The 7596-nt window shown below is 65.2% G+C and carries 8 protein-coding genes; 5 read left to right on the forward strand and 3 right to left on the reverse strand.

Going from position 1 to position 7596, the window contains the following annotated elements; all coding sequences use genetic code 11:
• The 4 genes from JSV65_08025 to JSV65_08040 all read left to right on the forward strand — a co-directional run.
• On the forward strand, positions 1–668 hold a 668-nt coding region (locus JSV65_08025; protein ID UCH36289.1), incomplete at its 5' end, for a silent information regulator protein Sir2.
• A gap of 81 nt (positions 669–749) precedes the next feature.
• Positions 750–2993, forward strand: coding sequence for a beta-galactosidase (locus tag JSV65_08030; GenBank protein ID UCH36290.1), 2244 nt, complete (start codon positions 750–752; stop codon positions 2991–2993).
• Positions 2994–3094: 101 nt separating this feature from the next.
• On the forward strand, positions 3095–3247 hold the full coding sequence (locus JSV65_08035) for a hypothetical protein (GenBank protein UCH36291.1): 153 nt from the start codon (positions 3095–3097) through the stop codon (positions 3245–3247).
• A gap of 42 nt (positions 3248–3289) precedes the next feature.
• The gene (locus JSV65_08040; protein UCH36292.1) at positions 3290–3685 is read left to right on the forward strand and encodes a hypothetical protein; all 396 of its coding nucleotides are present in this window, start codon (positions 3290–3292) and stop codon (positions 3683–3685) included.
• A 19-nt stretch (positions 3686–3704) separates the two neighbouring features.
• Here JSV65_08040 and JSV65_08045 read toward each other — a convergent pair whose 3' ends face one another.
• From JSV65_08045 to JSV65_08055, 3 genes are all read right to left on the reverse strand, one after another.
• Positions 3705–4184 (reverse strand): hypothetical protein, encoded by a 480-nt coding sequence (locus JSV65_08045; protein UCH36293.1) that lies wholly within the window; start codon positions 4182–4184, stop codon positions 3705–3707.
• Between the two features lie 188 nt (positions 4185–4372).
• Positions 4373–5887, reverse strand: a complete 1515-nt coding sequence (locus JSV65_08050; GenBank protein ID UCH36294.1) for a long-chain fatty acid--CoA ligase — start codon at positions 5885–5887, stop codon at positions 4373–4375.
• Between the two features lie 140 nt (positions 5888–6027).
• A complete protein-coding gene (locus tag JSV65_08055) occupies positions 6028–6915 on the reverse strand; it encodes a haloalkane dehalogenase (protein UCH36295.1) in 888 nt (295 codons plus the stop codon).
• Positions 6916–7292: 377 nt separating this feature from the next.
• Here JSV65_08055 and JSV65_08060 point away from each other — a divergent pair.
• On the forward strand, positions 7293–7596 hold a 304-nt coding region (locus tag JSV65_08060), incomplete at its 3' end, for a hypothetical protein (GenBank protein ID UCH36296.1).

The raw sequence follows: 7596 nt of genomic DNA on the forward strand, positions 1-7596 counted from the left end.
ACGACGGCCGCGGGCTGTGGTCCACCGGCATGTTCCACTGCGACCATGCGTACGGTGGAGATATTGACCCGCAGCGGCCGGGGCTCGAGGTCTACTATGGCTACGAGCGGCCGAAGCCGATCAACGGTGTCTGTCTCGTCGACGCCAGAACCGGGGAGGTCATCTGGGGGCTCAAGGAGCGGACGTATCACGTTCACAGCTCGGGCCTGTGCTCGGATATTGACCAAGCGCATCCAGGGATGGAATGCTACAGCGGCGAGCGGGACTATCCGATGCGCCGGCTGCATGCCGCGAACGGGGAGCTGCTTGCTACCGAGAGCGCATTTGATGTTGGTCTGAGTCCCCGGGCGGTGTACTGGGACGCCGACGCCCAACGCGAGCTGCTTCACGGCGGCCGGGTCTATGACTATGACACAGGCCTCACGCATCTCGCGGGCGTCGCGGGGCACCAAGCCGCCTGGGCCGATATATTCGGGGATTGGCGCGAGGAGATCGTCACGTCAGTCGCGGGCGAGCTGCGGATATATACCACGACCGTTCCAGCAACCGACCAGCGCGTCACGCTGATGCAGGATCCGATCTATCGCGCCGATGTCGCGCACCTCGCGATGGGTTACGCGCAGGTGCCGATGACGAGTTACTGTCTCGACGCGCGAGGCCGTCCTTAGAATCGCTGACCGGAGTCTTGCACCCACAGGCGGCTGCATGCGGCCGTCGCGAGGTGAGCGACGAATCCTGGCGCGGCTGAAATGAAGAACCGGGTAAAAGCAACTCTGCTCCTTGCCGCGGCGTCGGTAATCGCAGTTGGCGCCGCGCGAGGGCAATCGCAAGAGACTGCTCTCGAACAGCTCCGCGCGGGTCACAAGGTGGACGCGCGCATCGGGCAGGCGCCGTCGGGCAAGATGATGCTGCTCATTGACGGGCAGCCGCTGGCGTTGTTCTGGGCGAACCTGACGGACGGCGCTGACCCCGACTACCGCCGCGCCGGCCTCAACACCGTGTTCGCGGAACTGGCCTATGCCGGCGACGCCGTGCCGCTCGATGAAGCCTTCAGGGAGTGGGACGACTACCTCCTTGGCATCAAGCAACGTGGCTTCTATGTTATCGTGTACCTCCACAACAGCATACACGCCGGCGCGGGCCGAACGCCGTGGGCCTTTGACGCTCAGTGGCGCAGTTACGTGCAGTCCATTGTGAGGCGTTATCGCGACACGACGAATCTCATCGGCTGGTGCTTTTCCGACGAGCTCGGCGACGCGCTCACCTATCCCAACGAGGCGTTTCGCGACTTTCTGCGGCGGGAGTACGGAAGCATCGAAGCGCTGAACGCGGCATGGGACGGCCGCTACAGCAACTTCGGCGAGGTCACGCTCGAATATCAGCGGCAGGGGCACGGCCGGCCTGAGGACAGCATGGTGACACCCTCTTTTCCGTTCGGCATCGGTCCCAAGGCGTTCGACTCGGCCAGGTTCAAGCTCGACCGTGTCGCCTGGGCCAATCGGCAGTTCGAGTCGGCGGTCCGTGAGGTTGACCCGGCCACGCCGATCTGGTCGGGCGCCAACAACCTGGGCTGGCCGGCAACGCGGATTCCCCGGACCTGGGGTGCGTTCTTCGATTTCTACCCCGGGAGCAGCGGCTCCGACTTCGACACTCATCACGTGTGGATGGTGGATGTCGGCAGGGGGCCGAACGTGCGGCCCGCCATGCCCATGCTGCTTCCCGAGGACTCCGCCCGTTTCCACTGGCACCTCGACGCGCGGGTGATCCGCGGTTGGATGGCGGAGGCGGCCCTGCACGGCGCCGCCGGCATCACGTTCTGGCCGTGGAGCTTCCTCGGCGTGGACGACCGGCCGGGTGACCGCAGCAGCAGCGCGCAGCGCATTGACATGTGCGAGACGACAATCCGCACGCTGCGGGCCTCGGGGATCTTCGAGATGCTGCCCCGGCCGACAATCGCGGTTCTCTATGAGCCCTATGCCGAGGGATGGGGCGCGATGTCCCAGGTATACGGGCTGCTGCGCCATCCCAGCGGCGAGCCGGTGCCCCTCATGCGGGAACTGAAGTACGGCACCCGGTATGGCCAGGTGGACTATCTGACGACCTCCACGTTGAGCCGCGCGGAGTTGGACAACTACGGCGTGATCCTCGCCCCGTTTGCAGCCGACATCGGCGCAGACGCCATGCGCAGGCTCACGGACTACGTGCGCGGAGGCGGCGTGCTGTTTGCCGATGTCGGCTTCGGGTGCATCCAGGCGGGCAAGGTCGTGACCGGCATGACGGATGCGGCGAAACGTCTCTTCGGGATCAGGCGCCTGACGGTCAGCGACAGCGGGCCCGGTCGGTTTGTCGCGACGGGAGATTTCGGCGAGCTTCTCGGCGGGTTGCAGGCCGGAGTTGACGCAACCGACAAGCTGCGCGAAATGGCGTTGGATGTGGAGCCTTCAACAGCCGTCGCGGCGCTGCGCGGCCCCGGCCGTCAGGGCCTGTATGTGAACCGTGTGGGCGAGGGCTATGCGATATTCTACAGCGCGCTCGCCTGGTCGTCTCCCAGCGCGACCGACCCTCTCATGGGGAAGATCCACAATGCGCTGTTTGCCCGCCGCGCGAGGATCGCGCTAACTGAAATCAAGCCCAGTGGTGACGATGCGGAAGAGTGGTCACAGGTCTTCGCGGAGCCATACTTCGCGCAGGGCTGCGAAGTCGCGCGTTTCGCGCAGGGCTATGCGCTGCAGAATCGAACGGATACCCACAGGGATGTCACCGCTCGAATAGACGAGCGGGTTGAGCATTACGGGCTTGCGCCGCGCAGCGTCGTGCTGGTCAGGGGCAGCGAGGTCATTCCGCTCGGCAGCGGGGTCTGGCCGGCGGAAACAGGGCCGGAGGGAGATGCAGGCGACCCCAATGCGCCGCTCGCCATTACCCAAATCTCGCTCGGCGGGAATGGAGCGCGCTATCTGGAAGGGCGGCGCTTGAGCCGGGCGCGGCTTCGCTGAAGCGGCGCATCGCGGGGTCAGGCGACCCCGCGCCCAGTGTGTCGCCCGGCCGTCGTTGAGCACGATGTGGGTAATGACCCCGATTAGCGGGGGTGAGCGCGATGGCCGAACAGTCCGCAGGGCGCCCGAGATCGGAAAAGCTGGCAGTAACAGCTGCGGTGCTCGTGTTCGCCGGGCTTGTGGTGGCGAGTTGGGTCGCCCTGACGCGGCCGTACAATTCGTATTTCTACGGCACGTACGTCTGCACCCATTGAGGGTCCAAGCGGATCGTCGATCGCCGGAGCATTGGGCGATTAATGTACCGCGAGCGTGTCACGCTCAGCGACACTGCGATCTCGCGGGCGCTCAACGCGCGTCACAAGCAGACGTGCCGCCATGAGTGGTATCTCATCGACTTTGGCCGCGGCATCGGCCCCTTGCTTAGGGAAATGGAACAGGGCGACTACTGGACGGAGTTCTCCGTCGTGCGGATGCTGATCCGCGATGACGGCTTCGCCCGGGAACTAGCCCAGATGCAGCACCCACGGCAGGTGTGGCACGCGCTCATGGGGGCCGGCGAGAAGTCGCCGGAGGACATGCATGGCCTGCTCGGCGGTTGGTGGGGTGCGGGGCCGGATCGCGAGCCATTCGCTGACTGGTGGGCGGCCAACGAGGAGCGCGTCCGGCAGCTTGCGTCGGGCAGCCGGCCGTAGGAATAGCGGCAGAATCGCGCTACGGCTCCTGCTGCTGCTGCTGCGCCAGTGCCTGGCGCACCTTGTCGCGGTGCGCCTCAGTCTCCCCCGCCAGTGTCTCCAGGAGCTGCCGCAGCTCCGCGCCGTCGCCTTCGAGGATCTCGAAATAGCGCCGTTCGAGCAAGGAGTCCTCGAGGTCAGCGCAGGCCGAGAGAATCTCGACTAGCGGGATGTCCCGGCGCCGTTCCGCCCCCCGGAGCTGTTGGCGCACGTTGTCGAGCGAGGTCAGGATCTCGCGCGAGCTGAACCGATCCGGGTTGACGCGAGCCGCCCCCGAGCGCGCCTTTTCCGCGAAACCGACGATCGACCGGGCGTGCTCGCGCTCCTCTGCGACGAGACTGTGGAAGAACTCCGCCTGCTCGGGGAACTTCTGCGCGTACGCCTCATAGAGGTCGGCGATTGCCGACTCGTGCGCCGCCATCAGGCCGATCGTCTCGAGCTGATCCGCGAGTGAACTCATCGCCGCCGCTCCTTCGAGGAACCGCGTCTCGGACATCTTGCTGATTCAACCGACCGGAGCCGCGCCCCTGCTCGACGATTCGGACGCGCGGGCGAAGGCCCACACCAGGCTGCTCACCCGCGAGCGCGGCCTCGGCGCGCTCCCGTGAGTCTCTCAATCACGGTTCACCGGGACATGCAGGGCGGTCCCTACCCCCCCTGCTTCAGCTCCAGCTTGGCTACTTTGCCGGTGGGGAGCTTGGGCAGTTGGTCGCGGAATTCAATTTCCTTGGGGCATTTGTAGGCGGCGAGATTGCCGCGGCAATACGCAATGATGTCCTCGGCGTTGCAGGCCTCGCCGGGGCGCAGCGCGACGACCGCCTTGACGCGCTCGCCACTGTACTCATCGGGAACCCCGATGATCGCGGCGTCCGCCACCTGGGGATGGCGATACAGCACTTCCTCCACTTCCCGCGGATACACGTTGAAGCCGCTCACCAGCACCATTTCCTTCTTGCGGTCAACGATGTAACAGTATCCGTCGCTGTCCACTTTGCCCAGATCACCAGTGTGGAACCATCCGGAGGTCATGGCTTCGGCCGTCTCCTCCGGCAGGTTGAGGTAGCCCTTGAAGATGTTCGGCCCGCGACAGACGACCTCGCCAACCTCCCCCACCGGCACCTCGCGATCATCTTCGTCAAAGATCTTGATTTCGACTCCCGGTATGGGCGGCCCAACCGAGCCGGGCTTGGTCTGCTCTCCGGCGGCGTTGGTGCAGAGCACCGGCGATGTCTCCGTCAGACCATATCCCTCCTGTATCGTGATGCCGTAGCGCTCGGCGAACCGCTCCAGGACTTTGACCGGCAGCGCCGCCGCGCCGGAATAGACGACGCGCAGGCTCGACAGGTCGAATTCCCGCGGAGACTCGAAACTGCTCATCGCGATGTACATCGGCGGCGCGCCATAGAACACGCTCACTCGCATCTGCTCAATCGTGGACAGCACGAGTTCCGGGTCGAAGCGTTCGATGATGATGCCGGTGCCTCCCGCGTACATCGGCGCGCCCAGGGCGACGTTCATGCCGTAGATATGAAACAGCGGCAGCACGAGCATGCTGATGTCGTCGGCTCTGAGTTCGTACCTCGGCAAGAACACCAGCGGCTCGCAATTGGAGATGAGGTTGTTGTGGGTGAGCATGGCGCCCTTGGGCCGCCCCGTCGTGCCGGAGGTGTAGCATACGACGGCAAGGTCCTCGGGGTCGATGTCCACCTGCGGACGCGCATTCTGGTCGCTTGCCAGGATGGCTGTCAGCGGCACGACCGAATCGTCCGGCGCTTCCCGCGCCACGATGACGTGCTCCAGAGTCGGCACCTTCGCGCGCACCGCCGCCGCGACCGGGTAGAGCGGCGCATCGCTGATGATCGCCTTGATGCCTGAGTCGTTGGCGATGTACTCGACCTCAGCGGCCTTGTACATCACGTTGAGCGGGACGAGCACCGCGCCCGTGCGCGCGATGCCATAGTAGGCGTAAACGAAATCGAGCCGATTGCCGATCTGCACCGCCACTCGATCGCCCTTGCCCACGCCAAGGCCGACGAGCGCATTGGCCACTCGGTTGATGCGTCGGTCGAGTTCGGCGTAGGTCACCGACTCGTCCTGGAAATGGAGGGCAGTCTTATCTGGCCTCAGGTCTGCCTGACGTTCGACGAGATCGCCCAGGTTCATGATCGTCCCTCCCAGGGGTCCTTTAGAGGAGTGTTCGTGCGGCACGAGCCAAGGTTTGCTGTCATGTCCCTTTCGCCGTGCGGCCTGCTGCTCCTGCGTCGGCGCCGTGCATGCCGGCCCTGCCGCCGCCGGCGCGCCATTTAATCCACAGCGCCGTACCACGCGGCAAGCTCGGCGCCGATCCGATGCGGACGGTCTTCCTGCACGAAATGAAGCCCCGGCCCGATGTCCACAGTCGCGAGATTCTTGAGCGTGCGGCGGCACCAGTCCACCAGCGGCGCCCTCAGAATCGCCCCAGGCGTCGCGTACAGCAGCAGCTTGGGCAGGTCGGATTCACGCAGTCTGCGGCTGTATGTCTCGACCGCCTCCGCGACATCGGCCGGCTCTCCCGCGACCGGTACTTCATTGGGCCAGCGCCACAGCGGCCTGCGACTGGCCGGCTCTTTGAACGGCTCCCGATAGTAGTCCATCTCCTCGTCGGTGAGCTTGCGCAACACGGCACTGGGCAGCACGTTCTCGACGAACGCGTTCCGATTGACGATCATCTCCCAGCCGACGTTCGGTGTCCTGAAGGTCTGGTACATCTCTCTGAGATCCGGCGGGAAGACGTCCCAACTGCGCACCGGCGCCAGGATGGCTTCCATGAAAGCCAATCCTTTGACATTGTGCTCGTGGCGCATCGCGTAGTGGAAGCCGAGCGCAGAACCCCAGTCGTGAATCACGAGCGTGATGTTCTGCAATCCCAGCTTCTCGATGAATCCCTCGAAGTATCTGGCGTGATCAAGGAAGCGGTACTCGATGTCGGGCTTGTCCGATCGGCCCATGCCGATGAGATCGAGGGCGACGCACCGCGCCGCGGAGGAGAGATGCGGGATGACGTTCCGCCAGAGGTAGGACCAGGTAGGCGTGCCGTGGACAAACAGGATCGGATCGCCGGCGCCTTGCTCGACGTAGTGCATTCTTGAGCCGAGCACGTCGGCGTAGTGGGATTCGTAGGGAAAGTCCGGGGAGATCGCTTCGTCAGTCATTTCACCTGACCCCGTTTCTCGCATAGTCAAGCGCCGGCGAACGCACCCACGCAGTGGAAGCCGCTCCCGCGGAGCAGCTGGCCCGATTCGGCGGAACACGGCGCGCGCATGCGTCGGCGCGGCAGCTCTCGACCGCGCGTTGGTGTCCTCGTCTTCGGCGCCTCCGCGGCCCGCTCCTGTCGCTGATAACGCGCCCGCATTCCGTGCGTTCGGCAAGCGCGCATCGGCCCGCGGTCACATCGGACCGCGGCGCTTGCCGCAGTAGGTACGTCGCTCCCATTCGCCGAAAAGCACCCCAACTCGTCCCCGGGCCTGTCGGGCCCTCAGCACTGACACATAGTCGCCGGCACTCGGGCGGAGTCGAGCACTCCTACGCCATGACCTTGCGCGCTATCATCATCGGACTGCTGTGCGCGGGCCTCATCGGACTCGCAACCCCGTACTCGGACCTCGTCATCGAGGGCTCCGACATGGTGGACAGCCACATGCCGCTCGGAGCCATCACCATCCTCGTGCTGCTCGTGCTGGTGGTCAACACGGCGTTGCGCCGCGTGAGGGAGCAATGGGCGCTGACGCGGCAAGAGCTGGCCACGATCTACATCATGACGCTGGTCTCGGCTGCGCTGCCCTCCAACGATGCCCTCGCGCGCCTCGCGCCGGCCCTTGCCGGGGCGTTCTACT

The organism is Armatimonadota bacterium (assembly GCA_020354555.1).
In the GTDB taxonomy this organism is placed as follows: domain Bacteria; phylum Armatimonadota; class Hebobacteria.

What these genes read in the sequence shown, in the direction of transcription:
- JSV65_08030 (UCH36290.1), top strand. Translation starts at nt 750, where the DNA reads ATGAAGAACCGGGTAAAAGCAACTCTGCTCCTTGCCGCGGCGTCGGTA.
- JSV65_08035 (UCH36291.1), top strand. Translation starts at nt 3,095, where the DNA reads ATGGCCGAACAGTCCGCAGGGCGCCCGAGATCGGAAAAGCTGGCAGTA.
- JSV65_08040 (UCH36292.1), top strand. Translation starts at nt 3,290, where the DNA reads ATGTACCGCGAGCGTGTCACGCTCAGCGACACTGCGATCTCGCGGGCG.
- JSV65_08045 (UCH36293.1), bottom strand. Translation starts at nt 4,184, where the DNA reads ATGAGTTCACTCGCGGATCAGCTCGAGACGATCGGCCTGATGGCGGCG.
- JSV65_08050 (UCH36294.1), bottom strand. Translation starts at nt 5,887, where the DNA reads ATGAACCTGGGCGATCTCGTCGAACGTCAGGCAGACCTGAGGCCAGAT.
- JSV65_08055 (UCH36295.1), bottom strand. Translation starts at nt 6,915, where the DNA reads ATGACTGACGAAGCGATCTCCCCGGACTTTCCCTACGAATCCCACTAC.